This is a genomic window from Paenibacillus sp. ISL-20 (assembly GCF_018613005.1).
In the GTDB taxonomy this organism is placed as follows: Bacteria; Bacillota; Bacilli; order Paenibacillales; family Paenibacillaceae; genus Paenibacillus_AQ.
Window position 1 is genome coordinate 1 of record NZ_JAGGRD010000021.1, and the last position, 15,535, is coordinate 15,535.

Here is a 15,535-nt window from a genome sequence, read left to right on the forward strand (position 1 = left end):
TCCAGAGTCTTCGCCATCTAAAGCTTGAATTATATGATTATGTGAACTGGTTCAACAAGCATCGCATTCATGGCACATTAGGATACATGACGCCAGTTCAGTACAAAGCTACAGCCCTTAAAAAGATTGTCTGATTTACTGTTGACAGTCCAGTATAATCTCAGGTCGAGATGCAATTTTCCTAGATAAGTTGAATTTTACATCATAAGTTCATAGTAAAGGGAATTTACTACTTCAATATGGTTGAACTAGACATAAGTTATACAAATGTATTGAGAGACGTTGAAGTGAATTCAAGTTTGATTGAAGTAATTGAATCAGATCTACTGACAACAATTAAAGATGTGCATGATTATTTCTTAACATAATTCGTTCATTTTTTGTAAAGTTATATAGCTAAAAATTCTTATAATTAAAATTGAAGGAGGTGGCCAATGGATAACTTTAAAGCATTTGAGGGTGTTGTGGAATATCTGGAGAACATAATTCCTAGCTCTGATGAAGTCGATTATAGTGTCATTTCTAGTATTGCATGCTGTCCATCTCCCTTATTTCAACGCATTTTTGTATATATTACAGGAATAACAATAGCTGAATATTTAAGGCGACGGCGATTGACTTTAGCGGGCTACGATATTAAAAATAGCAGTGATAAAATTATTGACATTGCTATGAAGTACGGGTTTAATTCCCATGCCTCATTTACAAGAGCATTCAACCAGCACCATAAGGTTTCACCATCTGGTATAAGAAAGGTCGGAGTAAAGCTAATTGAATATCCTCGAGCCTCCTTTACAAACATAAGAATAGTTGGAGGAAAACGAATTATGGCAGAACTAAAAAAAATAGAGTATGTAGAATATAGCCCTCGAAAAATTGTAGGAATGATGAAAATGACTTCATTTCAAAAAGCTGGGGAAGAATGCTGGGGCGTAGCATTTAACGAAAACTTATTTGACAGATTTTCTGAAATCGAGAAATGGATTTGCAAAGATATTGATAATTATATTGGACTCGGACATATGAGTAATTTTGTTGGTGAAGATAATTTCCAATACATCATAGGTAAATTTGTAGAGCTTGATGCATCTGTTCCAGAAAAAATGTATGCAGAGAATATATCCGCTGGAACCGTTGCGAAAATATGGATCGAAGCTGATAATCTTAATGATATTATTGATTCTGCATATTTTATTTGTTCTGAAGCGATAGAGAAAACAGGGTATAAAATTGATCATGAGAACTTTTATTGGTGTGATATTTACACGTATGATAGATATTGCACACCACTGGAAAAGGGACAAAAAGTAATTCTTGATTATTTATTGCCTGTAATTAAAGACAACAGAGATATCTGCGCTGACTAACTGCCGGAAACCCAGTCAGGCTTTCGGCCTTAAAGTCGCTTCTCCTATATTTGGAATGAGTAACTTCCTTAGAGATAAATCCACATGATATATAAGCCAACTAAATACACAAATGTATGGTTTGTTTCGAAGGATGGAAACTACAACGACTGGTTAATTAAAGACTTGCTTACTGTGTAGTCAAAGAAGTATAAAACTGCAGATAACATAGCATTAACGCAGTCATACCTGTAGGCCTCTTGATCTACAGAAGCTTATTCGGAGAAGCATGAGCAGCAGATAACCCTGCGAGGCTAAGTCTACGACACGTCGCTAAAGTTAATCGAAAATACAGAATAGACGATGAAAGGTCCGGCCAATAGGAATATGGCCGGACCTTCTTCGTTGGTTATGACACTTGGTAATTCTGAAGGTTTAACTCGGTTCTATATGAACATGTACGTCATAAACGCCGTGTGTTTCTTTTAATTCATGCTCTACCTGGTCAGATATATCATGGGCGACCCGGATATCCAGATTCGACCTGACCAGGATGACGATGTCGACAACCGTGTTGCTGCCGTAATTCCTTGCCCGAATGTCCTTGACACCCTTAACGCCAACCACTTGTTTTACGGTTTCTTTGTAGTCTTTGACAATGTTCTCATCGAATCCATCGGTTAAATGATGAGAGGCATCCCGGAATATATCCCAAGCGGTTTTACATATCAGGAAGCCTACCAATACGGCGGTAAGCGGATCGAGCCATGGCAGATGAAATTGAGCGCCGATGATACCGACGACCGTACCGATGCTGACCCAGGCATCCGAGAGATTGTCCTTGGCCGCTGCCATTACGGCTTGGCTGTTTACTTTGGTGGCCAGGCGCTTGTTATAGCGGTAGACCAAGTACATCACAATGGCGCAGACAATGCCGGTCCATGCGGATATGAGATCAGGCGATTCATGGTTTCCTTCAAACATGGAAGAGACGGCCCCGAACAAGACCTGGATCCCGACAGCCATCATAATAAAAGAGGCGATCAAAGAGGCTACCGTTTCCGCTTTCCAGTGACCGTATGGATGATCCCGGTCCGCAGGTTTTTGCGATAATCGCAGTCCGATCAATACAGCAATGGATGCCACGATGTCTGTAGCATTATTTAATCCGTCCGCCCGCAGGGCCTCGGAGTTCGCGGTGTACCCTATCCATAATTTAATTGCAGATAAACAGATATAAGCAATGATACTGATGATGGCACCTTTTTCACCCAATTTTAAATCATGATAACGTTGTTGTTCCAAATCTAGCCGACTCCTTCCGCACGCCCAAAAAATAGTACCTGACTATATTACCAAGCAGAGCAGGGGTGGGTCTAGAGCAACGTTTTTTCCTATCACTTAATAAGTGACAAGGGGCAAAAAGAGTTGCACCAGACTAAGAAAGATAGAGTGACGCTAGGATTTTAAGCACATCAAAATAGCGGGCGAGATCATCTCTCGGCACCGCTATGGATTGATACATATGTTCTTACATGATCTTGTTCAAATGAAGCATATATTCACCGCGGTTTAGCGGGTTGACTTGTCGCCGTTTATTCTCAGGGACGGTGGCTTGCACCTTCACGTAGCCTCCTGGTTTTACGGAGAGCATGCCCTCACCGCTTGTTAGAGAATGGACTTCGGCTTTCAGCAAGTCGGTCGTTCGCACGGGGATGGTACCATGAATGTGGACGGCATGGTTGTGGAATGTGGGTTCCTGATAGGTCCCTTCCAGTGCCGCCAATCTGGATAACGCTTTGCTCAAACTGGTTTCCGGCAGAATGAATTGGATCACGTTTATGGGCTCATATACTTCCGTTCCGGCTTTGTTGAGCGCAGCCATGAGGACGAGCGGGGTCAGACTGCGAAAATCCTTTGCCGTCGAAACCGGACTTGCGTAGCCGGTATGCGTCAGCGTCACGATCACATCGGTCACGGACCAGCCATACAGCCCCTCCTGCAGCACCTCAATCACGGTGTCTTTAATCGCTTTCTGAAAGGATAAGGGGAGGGAGCCCAGCTCCACTTCCAGTCGATAGTGAAGTCCAGTTCCTCTCTCGCCAGGTTCGACTCGTAAGCCAACAGTTGCATAAAAAGGACACTCGCCCATATATTCAACAGCCTCTCCCATCACAACAGGCTTCTCGATACAAATGACCCGCGGAGCTGAAAATACAGCTTCGATGCCGTATTGCTGCTGGATCGTTTCCAGCAGAATTTCTTGCTGGACTTTGCCGAATACGTGGATGATATGTTCCTTGGTATTTGTATCCTGGATATATTGCAGGAACGGATCCTCTTCAGTAAGATCGCTTAAGGCTGTGTGAAGTTGATGCTCCTCCGCAGGATTCTTGGCTGAGACTTGGACTTGAATCGGCGGCTTCTGAAAGTGAACCCGCTTCATCCTGTCGGAAACAGCACCGATGACGTCGCCCACCTTGAGTTCATCGGTAATGAGAATCGCAATGTCTCCGGCATCGATCTGATTCACCGAACTGGATTTGCCATGATCGAGAGCATGTAGGTGTTTTACCTTGAACATGGTGGTGTTTCCGTTCTGCGTGATCACCGTAATCTCGTCTCGCGCCTGGATACTGCCGGCGAACAGCCGGAGGTAGACGTTACGTTCCCCATTCGGAAGTTTGATTACTTTGAACACCAAGCCGGATAACGATTCATGCTGAAGCTCCGAGGCGTCATTAACGGGGAAACATTCACCAAGCGCATGAAGCAGCGGCTCGATGCTGATCCCTTTGGCTGCTGATCCTGCAAAAAGGGGGTATACTTTACCTTGCTGGGTTTGCCTGTGTAATTCTTCCTGCAGCCGTTCGCGAGATATGGGAATATCCTGAGCATAGTCGTTCAGTAGATCGTCATTGGTCAGTGCCAACATTTCGACCCACCCGGCGTTATGGGGATCGGCCACATCCACCCGAACGGCTGTACTGCCTTCCTGAGTTACAGAGCTCATCTCGCAAATATGTTCATCCAGCAGATTACGTATCATGGTAGTGACTTTCTCGTAATTCGCGCCCATTCGATCGATCTTGTTCATGAATAGAAGGGTGGGAATTCCTTGTTCTTTCAGTGTTTGCATGAGCACCCGCGTCTGGGCCTGTACGCCCTCAACCGCGGAAATGACCAGAATGACGCCATCCAGCACACTTAGTGAATGCTCGACCTCCGAGATGAAATCGGCATGTCCCGGCGTATCAATCAAGTTGATTTTTAGATCGCCCAGCATGAACGATACCGCAGCGGATTTTATCGTGATGCCTCGTCTCCGTTCAATGTCCAGCGAATCCGTGATGGTATTGCCTTGGTCAACGGAACCCGCTTGATCAATAATTCCGGATCTAAACAGGATTTGCTCCGTTAGTGTGGTTTTACCGGCATCAACATGGGCCAAAACCCCAATATTCAATATTTTCTTCATATATAATAACCCTCATTCGTTTCATTGTTAGTTGTCCTTTCCGTTGGTTGTTATAGTTGAATTGCCGCATAAAGAATCGCCTCCATGAAAAATAAAGTTACTTCTAGTTTATCCATTAAGAGATATTCGGAATATGTAATAAATGCTTATAATCATTCATTATCTTGTTCTCTATCTGGCAACGTGCAGCGTCATATTTGAATTTACATATTTAATACCGTGAAAAATGGTCGGCATTGGATTAGGATAAAGGCATACACCATATATGAAGGAGTCTTGCATTTGATAACACTTCATGCCATAGATAAGGACAATTGGGAGGATTGCATTCGTCTTAAACCGAGACCTGAACAGGAGAAGTGGATTGCCCCCAATCTATATTCAATAGCGGAAGCTCAATTCATGGAGGGCTTCGAAACGCGTGCGATCTACCATGATGAAGAGATGATCGGATTTGTAATGTATGGTCTGCACCCACACGATGATAACTACTGGATATACCGGTTTATGATCGATGGTAAGTTTCAGGGACTGCATTATGCCAAACCCGCGATTCGTTTGGTTCTCGAGGAGATTCGGACCTCGCCGGATACAACGGACGATGTTATGCTATGTTACAAACCCGAGAATGAGCGTGCAAAAAGGCTATATTCCGAAATTGGATTTAAAGAAGCCGGGTATGCCCCCTGGGGAGACGTGTTGGCTAAATATAGTTTTATATGAAATCAGATTCCCTCCCATTCATCTTAAAACCCGCATGTCGTGCGGGTTTTTTGCGTAGGAGGAAAATTAATCTTGCGGTAGTGACGAAAATGATTTGACAAATAACGATTACAACTGTAATCTAATAAACATCAATTGATTACATGCGTAATTTGAAGTAGGAGGATATGAATGATGAAGAAAATTCCGCGGATTTCTGAAGCTGAATGGGAAGTGATGAAGGTGATCTGGAACCAATCTCCGACAACAGCGAATGATGTCATTGCAGTATTAAGCCGTAATTCGGATTGGAAGCCTGCAACCATCAAATCTTTGATAAGCAGGCTGCTTAAGAAGGAAGCGATTGGATTTCACCAAGAAGGGAAGACCTATTCATATTTCCCCTTAGTTAGTGAAGAGGAGTGTATTAAAGCAGAAAGCAGTTCATTCTTGCAGCGGCTTTACGGCGGGGCCCTAAAACCGATGTTTGTTAATTTCCTCAAGGAAGAGAAGTTAACTGAAGATGAGGTTGAGGAACTGAAAAAAATGCTGGATGAGCGGAAAGGGAAGTCATGAATTTCGTTTCCGATTTTGTATCTTCCTTCATCGGTTGGTTAACCTTGAACTCATTCATGGCATCTGTAATGGTTGTTATCATCTTCGCGTTACGATTTACTCTGAAGAATCGTGTTCCCCTTCGGTGGCAATACCTAATGTGGATGGTTCTGATCATAAGACTACTGTTGCCATGGGCACCGGAGAGTCAATTCAGTCTGTATAATGTGTTCTCATTTACAGATCATCAGAGCACCAGGATCATTATTACAGCTGATTATCTTGAAAATACTAGACCAGTAATACCCGCGGAGGAGACGTTAGCATCTGGAAACCTGGAGTCGGAAACAGTGGCTCCATCCAATGTGACAAGTGATGAAAGGCCCCCAATACCATGGAAATATTTGATAATATTTGGTATCTGGTTAATGGGGGTCATCACATTTGCCTTCTATATGATCAAAGTTAACCGAAAGTTTAACCGAAGTATCGTGAACGACTCCACAGATGCTCTAGTCCCTAGTTCCCAATGGGTTCACGTGCTCGAGGATTGCAAAGTGAAGCTTGGTATGAAACGCAGTCTGCCGTTGCTTGTTACTAATGCTGTTAAAGGGCCTACCCTGTATGGATTCTTTCGTCCCCGAATTCTGCTTCCCAATGCGGGAATGGACGGTTTCAGCGATAAGGAACTGAGCTACATATTCCTCCATGAGCTGGTGCATTACAAGCGGAGAGATATACTTGTCAATTGGATTATGACCGTTCAACTGCTCCTACACTGGTTTAATCCGATTCTATGGGTGGCCTATCGAAAAATGCGGGAGGATCAGGAAATCTCCTGCGATGCTATTACCATTTCACATATCCGTGCTGATGAAATAAGAGAGTACGGATATACCATCGTCAAGATGCTGGAAAAAAAATCATCAAGATCACAACGCCTGCTGGCATCCGCTAATTTTTCGATGGGTTCATCACAACTTAAGAGGAGAATTAGAATGATAACGAGGTTTAAGAAAAATTCGTATAAATGGTCCGTAGTCGGATTATTAACTATGATATTGCTGACTACTGTATCACTGACCAATGCAAAAGCAGATCATATGAATCCAACATTGGTCAAAGAACTAGCTGCGATGGAAAAAAAGAATGCTCCTATTCTTGCCGATCTTAACTCTTCCATTCGTGGTGAGGTTGAGCAGACCATCTACGATGTGATGCATGATCTTGGTAAGGCTCTCCCGCTGAAGGAAATGAGTGCGGTTCCTGAGAGCCAGCAGTGGTTCCTTGAATTCATCGGTGATGGTACAGGGCACACCTATATTTGGGTGAATGAGAAGACAGGCAAGCTGGAACGAGTTAAACTTGGTATTGATTTGCCGCTGGACAGTGTGGATTCAACTATGTTGGGCCTCGCCAAACAGGCGTTGAAGGATGAAGGATATGAAGGGCTAACGGACTTTATGGCTCATCGCGTGATTGAATTTGATCCGGAACTAGATTATTCCTACGAGGTTCAAACCAGATTCGTTGACGGCCCTGCAGAAGTATTATTTTCGAATGATGAGATTAGCCAGGTATTCTTTGAGATGAATCCCGACCATGTGACGGAAGAACAGAATCAACGGGGACAAGCAGCCTTGTCTACCCTTCGGGAACAGGCTGGAGATCAATTAATCGCTGCCCACCGCCTGATCGCGGGCGAAGAGGGATATATCAATCTGCAGTACAAGGACGGCAGTCACGTGAATTACCACCCTGAATCGTATGAGATTAGCCAAATTGCGATTTCGGAGACGGCTGTGGAGAAGGAGCAAAAAGTCATTAGCATGACGCCAGAACAATTAACCAAGACAGCGGCTCCTATTGCTTCGGAATTGTTTCAAGTGGACTTAGGCGAATATACTTTGACGATGCATAAGAAAGTGCCTGGAACAGCGACGTTCAGTAAAGAGGGTCAGTTCAATATCCATGTCTCTTATAATAAATATGGGGAGATTTACTTTATCGACAGAAATAATCTGGATTATTCAAAATAGGCTATATTAGAAAAGCTGTGCGTCCAACCATTTCCTATGGCAGAACGCATGGCTTTTTAGCTCGATTCTTTATGGAGGCGGATGAATTAGGACTGTACACGAGTGTTTTTTTTTACCAAAAGCAGAGGTTTGCCAAGAGAAAGGAAGTTTGGTTCCTCACAAGGCGTAGCTCCGAATTCAATTGCATGTTGGTATGAAGGAGAATATGCTATTATACCTAAATAGCAAAGTTGCTCGGAATGGAGGGGACTACGATTCGAATATTAGCGATTAGCGACATTCATGGCTGCTACGATGAATTCAATCAGTTATTGTCTGACGTGCAGTACAATCCTGATAAGGACAAGCTGATCTTGCTCGGGGATTATGTGGATCGCGGATTAAGAAGCAGGGAAGTCATTGAGCAAGTGATGGAATTGCGCGATGAAGGTGCCATCACTCTTCGGGGGAATCATGATCAGATGATGCTGGATGCCATTTTGCTTGATACGGATGAAGTGAACTCACGCTGGATTCGCAATGGAGCTCGACATACGATTGAAAGCTACTGCGGCGCTGATTTTTTTGAGGGTGAAATGGAACGCGCCAGATATAACGAAGGTAAAGCCTATATTAAAAAAAAGTTCGAGCATCATTTATCTTTTCTTGATACGCTGGCTCTCTATTATGAAACAGACACTCACATATTCGTGCATGCAGGAATCAATCCGGGTGTTGATGACTGGAAGTTGCAGCCTCATCATGATTTCATCTGGATTCGCGATCCGTTCTATAATTATCCAACAGGCCTTAACAAAACCGTGGTGTTCGGGCATACGCCGGCCATGAACTTGCATGATTCGGAGGGGATTTGGTTCTGTGAAGAAGGGGACAAAATCGGTATCGATGGAGCGTGCGTGTACGGTAAACAGCTTAACTGCCTGGAAATCACGGAAGAGCAGGAATATCGAACGCATATTGTTCGGTTCATGCACAAAGATGTGAACGTAGAGGAAGAGCAATAAAATAAACGAATATATACTCTCGACAGGAGGATCTATCCACCATGTTAATTATGAATGAAAAGATAAAAGCTCGCGAAGTAGAGCTGACCGGCCTAAACGGCGAAGATCTGGGAGTCGTCTCCAGGGATGAGGCGCTTGCGCTGGCGAAAAGTCACAAAGCCGATTTGGTGTGTACCTCGCTATTCAGCAGTCCCCCGCCCTGCAAGCTCGTCAGCCGGGGGCAGGCGAAGCAGGAGGCCGTGATAGAGAAGAAGGGCCAGACAGCTTCATCAAGTCCGGTGAAAGTAAAGGAATTCCGCTTGTCTGTACATATTGAAGAGCATGATTATGACACCAAGCTGTCGCAAATGCATAAGCTGCTGGAAGCGGGCAAAGCTGTCCAGCCCGTTATTCGTATTCAGGGCAAGGAGGGCGAAGCCGCTCGCAAGCTGCTTGAGCGACTCGTTCAAGATCTGGCTGAGGTAGGCAAGAAGGAGACGGGCATTCAGGTCAGCGGCAAACAGGCTACCGTGAAGCTGCTGCCGATCTAAGCTGACGGAACGCATATTCAGGCGTTTCATTTTAGTGAGGTTCCATGGTTTACTTTTTTATATTTAGATGATACTATGGATCAAATTTGTAAACGCCATGAAGAGAAGAGTAGATGAGCAGGAATCCCCACAGAGAGCTCCGGTAAGCTGAAAAGGAGTTGGAAGCCATTCATTGAACCAAGTCTCTGAGCGGCGCATCGGAACTTATGGATAAGGGATGGTGCGACAGGAGCTCCTGTTACAGAGCTAGGGTATAAGCGATCGCGTGATGGCCGTACCTGATAAGGCTGGTATCGAGAGATATCGGCGAATAGGGGTGGCACCGCGAAACCAATCTCGTCCCCAAGACTTATGTCTTGGAGACGGGATTTTTTTGTTTTTTACGGAGTTACGGCAGAAAAAATCAACGTAAGGAGGAGTCAGGTATGAGCGAGAACAAAAACAAGGCAGAAGAAACGGTGGATTTTTTGACCAAGATGATCAAAGAGGATGTAGACAACAGCGTGTACCACAGGCCAGTGGCTATGCGATTTCCGCCGGAGCCCAACGGTTATCTGCATATCGGCAGCGCCTATGCGATTTACATCAATCATTCCATCGCCAGCCGGTTCCATGGGACTTTCAATCTTCGGTTCGACGATACGAATCCACTGAAGGAAGATATCAAATACGTGCATGCGATTCAGGAGGATATCCAGTGGCTTGGACTTAAGCCGGACGTTTATTTCGGGTCGGATTATGCGCATCAAATCGCTGAAGCGGCCAAGAAACTCATAGCTAAAGGGAAGGCTTACGTCTGTGATCTCACGCCTGAACAAATGACGGAATACCGGGGGACGCTGACAGAAGCTGGCATCAATAGCCCTTTTCGGGAGCGCAGCATTGAGGAGAATTTGGCGTTATTTGAGCAAATGATCGCAGGGGCATTTCAACCATCGGAAAAAGTACTCCGAGCCAAAATCGATATGTCTTCCCCTAACATGAACCTGAGAGATCCAGTCCTGTATCGTATCATTCATGCGGAGCATTACCGTACGGGAACAACGTGGTGTGTATATCCGATGTACGATTTTGCCCATCCGATCCAGGACTGGATCGAAGGAATTACCCATTCGTTATGCTCAGCCGAGTTTAAAGATCATCGCCCGTTATACGAGTGGGTGCTTACGGAACTGGAAGTGACGGAGCCTCCGAAGCAGCGGGAATTCGGAAGGTTGAATATCTCGGGATACGTAACGAGCAAGCGATACCTGAGGGAATTGGTGGAGGGAGGTTTTGTCGACGGATGGGATGACCCTAGACTGCCAACGTTAAAAGGATTACGGCGGCGAGGCGTGACACCTGAGGGCATCCGGCGTTTCCTGGGGGAACTCGGGGCGTCTCGCGGCAACAGCCTGGTGGACTCGGGCATGCTAGATCATTATATCCGTCAAGACTTGAAGGAACGGTGTTATAACGCGATGGCCGTCATGAGGCCGCTGAAGGTGATCATTACGAATGTTCCGGAAGATTACACCGAGATGCTGACCATACCGAATCATGAAAGTGACGAAACATTGGGTGAGCGGGAGGTTCCTTTTTCACGAGAGCTGTACATCGAACAAGAGGATTTTATGGAGGAGCCCGTTCCCGGATTTCATCGGTTATCCCCTGGCAAGGAAGTGCGCCTGAAAGGAGCCTACTTCATCCAATGCGAACATGTCGTGAAAGACCCAGCAACGGGGGAAATCATGGAGATCCACTGCACGTATGATCCACTAACGAAGAGCGGGAGCGGATTTAATGAGCGGAAGGTGAAAGCAACGCTGCATTGGGTGTCTGCGAAGCACGGGATTCAGGCGGAACTTCACTTGTATGATAAGCTGCTGAAGGAATCAGCCGAGTTATCAGAATCGGATAACGTCTGGGAGAATCTGATGAACACCGCATCGTTGATTCGAGTCGAAAACGCCATATTGGAGCCTTCCATGATGGAGGCGACGATGAACAGAACGTACCAATTCATCAGACACGGCTATTTCTGCGTGGATTCCAAATATACGACCGAACGTAGGCTGGTGTTCAACCGTATCGTTCCTTTGAAGGATTCATGGAAGAAACGCGCTTAAAGTCGTTGAGTATGAAGCATTTGGCTAATACCAAAAAGCCGGGAGCAAGTTAGCTGCCGGCTTTTTGATGTTTTTAGTAAATCATCATCTGTTCTATCCTATATATTGAGCGTTAACGCGTCCAATGTCCCGGTCGAGATAAGGAGGGGGGCAGCTTGGTGCTGGCGTCTCCTTTCGCTGCGTTAACCTGGAATTGAGTAAGGAAGAGGCTGGTTGCTAGATTGGCCCCCCTAAGGTCCGCGTCCCTGAAATCGGCACCGATCAGATCGGCAGCACGCAGATCGGCCTCTCTGAGGTCTGCGGCAATGAGATAAGCGCCTCTCAGATTGGCGTATCTCAGGTCTGCTCCCTTAAGCTTTGCTCCCATTAGGTCAGCACCGCGTCCTCCGATCTTTTGACGCACGGGCGGCCCTTTATGCTTCTTGCGCGCATCATCCCGCACAAGTTCACTGGTTCGAAGAAGCAGCTGATTCACTTCTGCCCGATGAGCTGCCACATCCAGCCGTAACAGGGATTCGGGAGGAAGCTGAGTCAACCGCCGCGTCTCTTCCAGCGACAATCTCAAATCGGTATGAATGTCTTGAGCCGGTTGCAAAGTCAGGGCTTCGTTCAGATACCATAACAGCTCGTGAAGCTGTCGCATGATCGGGAATACGTCGAACATTTCTTTTGCTGTCCCAGGGGCCTGCCGCCAGTCGCGTCCGTTATAGGTGACCTGTGAAACCATTTGACCTGCTCCAAAGCAGTCGTATACGGTGCAGCCTCTCATACCTCGCTGTCTCAAGCTGCTGTGCACACCGCAGCGGAAGTCGGATTGCAGATGGTGACAAGGGGTTCCGCCGCCTTTATCCATGGCAAAATCCGTGGAGGCGGCGAAGGGTAAAGCGACGCAGCATAATCCAAAGCAGCGTTCGCAATCCGCTTGTAATTGTAATCCGCCCTGTTCATCGGGGACTTGTTCTTGTTTGTCTAGCATAACGTTAGAGGAGCTCCTTCCAAGTCGGTGTTACGTCAATGAGTGACATCTAGTTATATTTTAAAACAAAATGATCATAGAGTCCTAGATGCAATCTTGGTTTAAACTGTTTTATACCGAGGGAATGGGTTAAAATCATAACCCCCCGATGCTATAATGCATCTTAAGCTGCCAAGGAAATTCCGGCAGCTTTTTGTATGTTATATGCAAAGCCAACCGATAGTATATAATGAAATTCGTGTCTATGGACATCGCTTTATTTGGAATTTCCGTCATTTCAGGACATATGTCCTTTCCTGAGTTTGGGGAATTAACTTTTAATAGTATACAGACCTATAGAAGAAGGAGTATGTATCGTGAGAGGAATCTTATTTGCATTCATTGGCGGTGCCTGCATTACGCTGCAAGGTGTGGCCAATGCCCGGATTAGTCAGGATATGGGCACCTGGCAAGCTGCCGCGGTTACGCAGTTGACCGGATTTATTATGGCCTTCATTATTCTGCTATTCGTTCGCGACGGAAGCAGACAAGGATTTGGACAAGTGAAGCCGCTGTATCTGATCGGTGGTGCCTTGGGGGCACCCATTATATACAGTGAGGTGACCGCGATTCAGAATATCGGTGTCACATTAACGATATCCGCGTTATTGATCGCCCAGTTATTCTTAACGTTCCTGATTGATAGCAACGGATGGTTCGGCGTGGTGAAAAAGAGAATGAGCTTGCCTCAATTCATCGGGATTGGGATGATGATCGCTGGTGTCGTGATTATCAAATTATAATGTGAAAGCAAGCGGTTCATTAGATGGAGTGCTCAGGAAAGGAGAGAGGGACGTGAAGGAAATTCATAATGCGGAGCTCATGCAGCATTTTTTGCTGAGCAACCAGATCCAGTCCGTATTTCACGATAATTTAATGCCTTATATGGTGTTATATCACTACGATCAGGGCGACATCGTCTGCACGCAAGGCGAACCGGCCGAGATGCTGTACATCCTGGTTCAAGGGAAGATTAAAATCTTCACGACCTCTGCGGAAGGTAAAGCGCTTGTGCTATCTTTCAAAACACCGCTTGAGGTGATCGGAGATATTGAATACATTCAAGGAAATCCGTTGATCAATACGGTACAGGCCGTATCACCTGTCTATATGATCGGCGTGCATTATCGCTGGCTTCGCAAATATGGACAGGAGCATCCGCCGCTGCTTCAATTTTTGCTGCGGATCATTACGCGAAAATTTTATATTAAATCCAATTTCATGAGTTTCAATTTGCTGCATCCGGTGGAGGTACGACTGGCGAGCTATTTATTGTCCGTTTCGGAGGGGGAGTCGGATATGTTCGCTACCAATAACCCGGCCGCGTTCAACCTGACCGATATCGCGAATTTACTTGGAACCAGTTATCGGCATTTAAACCGAGTGATCTTGAAATTCAGTCAGGAAGGGCTGATTGAGCGTCACAAGGGGTACATTCTGATTAAAGACCGGGATGCGTTAACGAATGTAGCGGGAGGCAATATTTACGAAGAATAACACACGGTGATGATGAAACATGAAGTAAGGAGATGGAACATGTTAGCAGGATTGGTATTGGCACTAATCGCGGGTTCATTGGTTAGTTTGCAGAACATTTTCAATAATAGAGTGAATGAGAAGACAGGCTCCTGGTCTACAACAACGTTGGTGTTAGGCATGGGCTTTGTGGCTTCGTTCGGCATGAGTCTTGCTGTAGAAGGCAAGGGGACGTTCGCCGCCCTTCGAAACATGGAGCCTTGGTACTGGATTAGCGGGTTGATTGGGGTCGGCGTGGTGATTTGCCTGGTGCAGGCGACAAAGCTGCTGGGTGCCACATTCGCCATTTCGATTGTCATGACCTCGCAGCTCGGTTTCGCACTGTTGTGGGACTCCTTGGGATGGTTAGGGTTAGAGAAGGTTCCGTTTACAATGAACCAGCTGATCGGTGTTCTTGTCATTGTCGGGGGGATACTGGTATTTAAATTAGGCGGAAAACGGGAACAACAAGAGACGGCTTAGCATGGAGTTTATAACATGAGGGGAGGAATCCGTATGATAACGGAGATTGACAAAATCGCTTGGATCCACATCGTGGACGGACGCATATTGGGCGCTCGTTCCAAAGGAAAGGATACGTACTATCTGCCGGGAGGAAAACGGGAACCGGGAGAATCCGATATCGATACGCTGGTGCGGGAAATCAAAGAGGAGCTGTCCGTTCGTATCAAACCGGAGACCGCGGCGAATGCAGGCAGCTTCCGGGCTGGCGCTCACGGCAAATCGGAGGGTGTTCGAGTAACGATGTCCTGTTACACAGCGGAGTATGAGGGAGAGCTAAGCCCGGCTTCAGAGATCGAAGAATTGGCTTGGTTAACGTATAAGGATCGGGACCGGGTCTCTGAGGTTTGCCAGATGATCTTCGATCATTTGCATGAATTGAAGAAGCTGGCTGATTAAGCCCCCGGTAGGGAAAGCAGACTGCATCCAGGCTTCCAACCTGATGAGTATAGTCTATATCATGCTGATCCAACGGAAGGATACATCAATATATCCATGCACCGAAAAAAGACGCTCCCGAGGGAGCGTCTTTTTTATTTAGAACAAATGTTCGTTTTGTGGAGCATCTAAATTAAATCGGTCGATATTCGGCTTTCATATTATTAGTATAACTTAGCGCTCATTATAAGTCTATATTTTGCCAGGGAAATGTTTTATAGTTTGTAATACCCCGGCCGGGGAACGTGCTATATTGTAAGGTTTATAACTTGTGCTGTTCGGA

Annotated in this window: 15 protein-coding genes and 1 other annotated feature; of the genes, 12 read left to right on the forward strand and 3 right to left on the reverse strand. The window is 45.8% G+C overall.

Features of this window, described 5'->3' with window-relative positions:
- Positions 1-134: IS3 family transposase (locus tag J7E85_RS12615; RefSeq protein WP_215158454.1), on the forward strand; the 134-nt coding region annotated here is incomplete at its 5' end.
- Positions 135-434: 300 nt separating this feature from the next.
- Positions 435-1,367 (forward strand): helix-turn-helix domain-containing protein, encoded by a 933-nt coding sequence (locus J7E85_RS12620; RefSeq protein WP_215158266.1) that lies wholly within the window; start codon positions 435-437, stop codon positions 1,365-1,367.
- A 414-nt stretch (positions 1,368-1,781) separates the two neighbouring features.
- Here the strand turns inward: J7E85_RS12620 and J7E85_RS12625 are convergent, their stop codons facing one another.
- The gene (locus tag J7E85_RS12625; RefSeq protein ID WP_215158268.1) at positions 1,782-2,651 is read right to left on the reverse strand and encodes a cation diffusion facilitator family transporter; all 870 of its coding nucleotides are present in this window, start codon (positions 2,649-2,651) and stop codon (positions 1,782-1,784) included.
- A gap of 226 nt (positions 2,652-2,877) precedes the next feature.
- Positions 2,878-4,824: a GTP-binding protein gene (locus J7E85_RS12630; RefSeq protein WP_215158270.1), complete on the reverse strand. Its 1,947-nt coding sequence runs from the start codon at positions 4,822-4,824 to the stop codon at positions 2,878-2,880.
- A gap of 282 nt (positions 4,825-5,106) precedes the next feature.
- On the opposite strand from J7E85_RS12630, the gene J7E85_RS12635 reads away from it, so the two are divergent.
- The 6 genes from J7E85_RS12635 (at position 5,107) to J7E85_RS12660 (ending at position 11,762) form a co-directional block, all read left to right on the forward strand.
- Entirely contained in the window at positions 5,107-5,547 is a 441-nt protein-coding gene (locus tag J7E85_RS12635; RefSeq protein WP_215158272.1) for a GNAT family N-acetyltransferase, read from the forward strand.
- A 171-nt stretch (positions 5,548-5,718) separates the two neighbouring features.
- Positions 5,719-6,102 (forward strand): BlaI/MecI/CopY family transcriptional regulator, encoded by a 384-nt coding sequence (locus tag J7E85_RS12640; protein ID WP_483311314.1) that lies wholly within the window; start codon positions 5,719-5,721, stop codon positions 6,100-6,102.
- A gap of 56 nt (positions 6,103-6,158) precedes the next feature.
- The gene (locus J7E85_RS12645; RefSeq protein WP_215158274.1) at positions 6,159-8,120 is read left to right on the forward strand and encodes a M56 family metallopeptidase; all 1,962 of its coding nucleotides are present in this window, start codon (positions 6,159-6,161) and stop codon (positions 8,118-8,120) included.
- Positions 8,121-8,359: 239 nt separating this feature from the next.
- Positions 8,360-9,124: a metallophosphoesterase family protein gene (locus J7E85_RS12650; protein WP_215158276.1), complete on the forward strand. Its 765-nt coding sequence runs from the start codon at positions 8,360-8,362 to the stop codon at positions 9,122-9,124.
- Between the two features lie 41 nt (positions 9,125-9,165).
- Positions 9,166-9,654: a translation initiation factor IF-3 gene (gene infC, locus J7E85_RS12655; protein ID WP_076326055.1), complete on the forward strand. Its 489-nt coding sequence runs from the start codon at positions 9,166-9,168 to the stop codon at positions 9,652-9,654.
- Between the two features lie 88 nt (positions 9,655-9,742).
- Positions 9,743-10,001, forward strand: a binding site (T-box leader).
- Positions 10,002-10,079: 78 nt separating this feature from the next.
- Positions 10,080-11,762, forward strand: a complete 1,683-nt coding sequence (locus J7E85_RS12660) for a glutamine--tRNA ligase/YqeY domain fusion protein (RefSeq protein ID WP_215158278.1) — start codon at positions 10,080-10,082, stop codon at positions 11,760-11,762.
- Positions 11,763-11,874: 112 nt separating this feature from the next.
- Here the strand turns inward: J7E85_RS12660 and J7E85_RS12665 are convergent, their stop codons facing one another.
- Positions 11,875-12,738: a pentapeptide repeat-containing protein gene (locus J7E85_RS12665; protein WP_215158280.1), complete on the reverse strand. Its 864-nt coding sequence runs from the start codon at positions 12,736-12,738 to the stop codon at positions 11,875-11,877.
- A 356-nt stretch (positions 12,739-13,094) separates the two neighbouring features.
- Here J7E85_RS12665 and J7E85_RS12670 point away from each other — a divergent pair, with 356 nt between their 5' ends.
- Genes J7E85_RS12670 through J7E85_RS12685 form a run of 4 tightly spaced genes read left to right on the forward strand, consistent with a single transcriptional unit; the run spans position 13,095 to position 15,213 of the window.
- Complete coding sequence (locus J7E85_RS12670) at positions 13,095-13,520, forward strand: DMT family transporter (RefSeq protein WP_215158282.1); 426 nt, start codon at positions 13,095-13,097, stop codon at positions 13,518-13,520.
- Between the two features lie 52 nt (positions 13,521-13,572).
- Positions 13,573-14,274: a Crp/Fnr family transcriptional regulator gene (locus tag J7E85_RS12675; RefSeq protein WP_215158284.1), complete on the forward strand. Its 702-nt coding sequence runs from the start codon at positions 13,573-13,575 to the stop codon at positions 14,272-14,274.
- A 39-nt stretch (positions 14,275-14,313) separates the two neighbouring features.
- The gene (locus J7E85_RS12680; RefSeq protein ID WP_215158286.1) at positions 14,314-14,775 is read left to right on the forward strand and encodes a DMT family transporter; all 462 of its coding nucleotides are present in this window, start codon (positions 14,314-14,316) and stop codon (positions 14,773-14,775) included.
- A gap of 33 nt (positions 14,776-14,808) precedes the next feature.
- Positions 14,809-15,213, forward strand: coding sequence for an NUDIX hydrolase (locus J7E85_RS12685; RefSeq protein ID WP_215158288.1), 405 nt, complete (start codon positions 14,809-14,811; stop codon positions 15,211-15,213).
- Positions 15,214-15,535 lie beyond the last annotated feature (322 nt).

What these genes read in the sequence shown, in the direction of transcription:
- J7E85_RS12640 (WP_483311314.1), top strand. Translation starts at nt 5,719, where the DNA reads ATGATGAAGAAAATTCCGCGGATTTCTGAAGCTGAATGGGAAGTGATG.
- J7E85_RS12630 (WP_215158270.1), bottom strand. Translation starts at nt 4,824, where the DNA reads ATGAAGAAAATATTGAATATTGGGGTTTTGGCCCATGTTGATGCCGGT.
- J7E85_RS12645 (WP_215158274.1), top strand. Translation starts at nt 6,159, where the DNA reads ATGGCATCTGTAATGGTTGTTATCATCTTCGCGTTACGATTTACTCTG.
- J7E85_RS12620 (WP_215158266.1), top strand. Translation starts at nt 435, where the DNA reads ATGGATAACTTTAAAGCATTTGAGGGTGTTGTGGAATATCTGGAGAAC.
- J7E85_RS12660 (WP_215158278.1), top strand. Translation starts at nt 10,080, where the DNA reads ATGAGCGAGAACAAAAACAAGGCAGAAGAAACGGTGGATTTTTTGACC.
- J7E85_RS12650 (WP_215158276.1), top strand. Translation starts at nt 8,360, where the DNA reads ATGGAGGGGACTACGATTCGAATATTAGCGATTAGCGACATTCATGGC.
- J7E85_RS12685 (WP_215158288.1), top strand. Translation starts at nt 14,809, where the DNA reads ATGATAACGGAGATTGACAAAATCGCTTGGATCCACATCGTGGACGGA.
- infC (WP_076326055.1), top strand. Translation starts at nt 9,166, where the DNA reads ATGTTAATTATGAATGAAAAGATAAAAGCTCGCGAAGTAGAGCTGACC.
- J7E85_RS12665 (WP_215158280.1), bottom strand. Translation starts at nt 12,738, where the DNA reads ATGCTAGACAAACAAGAACAAGTCCCCGATGAACAGGGCGGATTACAA.
- J7E85_RS12680 (WP_215158286.1), top strand. Translation starts at nt 14,314, where the DNA reads ATGTTAGCAGGATTGGTATTGGCACTAATCGCGGGTTCATTGGTTAGT.